General features: G+C 75.2%; 2 protein-coding genes. Both read left to right on the top strand.

Annotation, left to right across the window (positions count from 1 at the left end):
• The coding region (locus tag ADY59_RS53170) for a hypothetical protein (RefSeq protein ID WP_049577953.1) at positions 1-206 on the top strand (206 nt) is incomplete at its 5' end.
• Positions 203-1,141: acyltransferase family protein (locus ADY59_RS47310; RefSeq protein ID WP_049577950.1), on the top strand; the 939-nt coding region annotated here is incomplete at its 3' end. The genes ADY59_RS53170 and ADY59_RS47310, both read left to right, overlap by 4 nt.

The following is a 1,141-nucleotide window of genomic DNA, read 5'->3' as shown; positions in this document are numbered from 1 at the left end:
CCCCCCGATGGCTGAAGACGCTCTGGGCCGTCTGGGGCGCGATCCTCGCCGTCAACGTCGTGGCCTGGACCGTGGTCAGCGTCGCGGAGGCGTGCCCGGCCGAGTTCTGGCCCAAGGACCTGCTCGGCCCCGCCCTCGTGCTCGCCGTCATCACCGCGGTCAACGCCTCCCGCAGGCGCGCCGCGCTCCCGGGCGGCGGGGCGTGACCGCGCCGCACCCTCCCCGGGCGGAGCGGCGCGGCGAGGTCGACCTGCTGCGGGTCGTGGTGGTGGCCGGGCTGGTGCTGTTCCACTCGGCGCTGGTGTTCGACGCCCGCGACGACTTCTACGTCAAGAACGCCGAGACCACCGGGCTCACCATGGTCGTCTCCGTGCTCGGCGTGCTGTGGGCGATGCCGCTGCTCTTCTACGTCGCCGGGCTGGCCGCGCGCCACTCGCTGGGCCGCCGCGGCGCCGCAGGCTACGCCGCCGAGCGGTTACGCCGGATCGGCGTGCCCCTCGTCTTCGCCACCGTCACGATCGTCCCGGTGCCGCAGTGGCTGCGCCTGCGCGCCGACCCCGCCTACCGGGAGTCGTACCTGGAGTTCCTGCCCCGGTTCTTCCGGATCGAGCTGGACCCGGCGCAGTTCCCGTTCGTCCTGCAGGGGGAGCATTTCGAGACCGGGCACCTGTGGTTCCTGGTCCTGCTGCTGACGTTCTCGCTGCTCCTGGCGCTCACGGCCCGATGGCTCCCGCCGTGGCGGCCCGGGGTGCGGCCCGGGGAGCGGATGGCCGTGCTCGTGCGGCGGCGGGGCGCGGTGCTGCTGCCGGCGCTGCCGCTCGCCCTCGTCAGCGCGCTGCTCGGCCTGGAGGAGGAGTACGCCGGCTGGAGCCGCTGGGCGTACCTGATCTTCTTCGCCTACGGGTTCGCGTTCGCCGCCGACGACCGCTTCCGCCGGGCGTCGCGCCGCGACCTGCGCCTGGTCGCCGTCTGCGGCCTGGCCCTGTTCGCCGTGGGCGTGCCGGTGCTCCTGGGCGCCGGCGACGACGCCTTCACCGCCGCCACGCCGCTCGCGCTCGCCGGCCGCGCCCTGTATGGCGCCGCCGGCTGGTGCTGGCTGCTGGCCATCCTCGGCTCCCTCGACCGCACCCCCGCCGCCACC

Source organism: Nonomuraea sp. SBT364, assembly GCF_001083785.1.
Classification (GTDB): Bacteria; Actinomycetota; Actinomycetes; order Streptosporangiales; family Streptosporangiaceae; genus Nonomuraea.
This window is presented reverse-complemented; position numbering and strand designations above follow the sequence as displayed.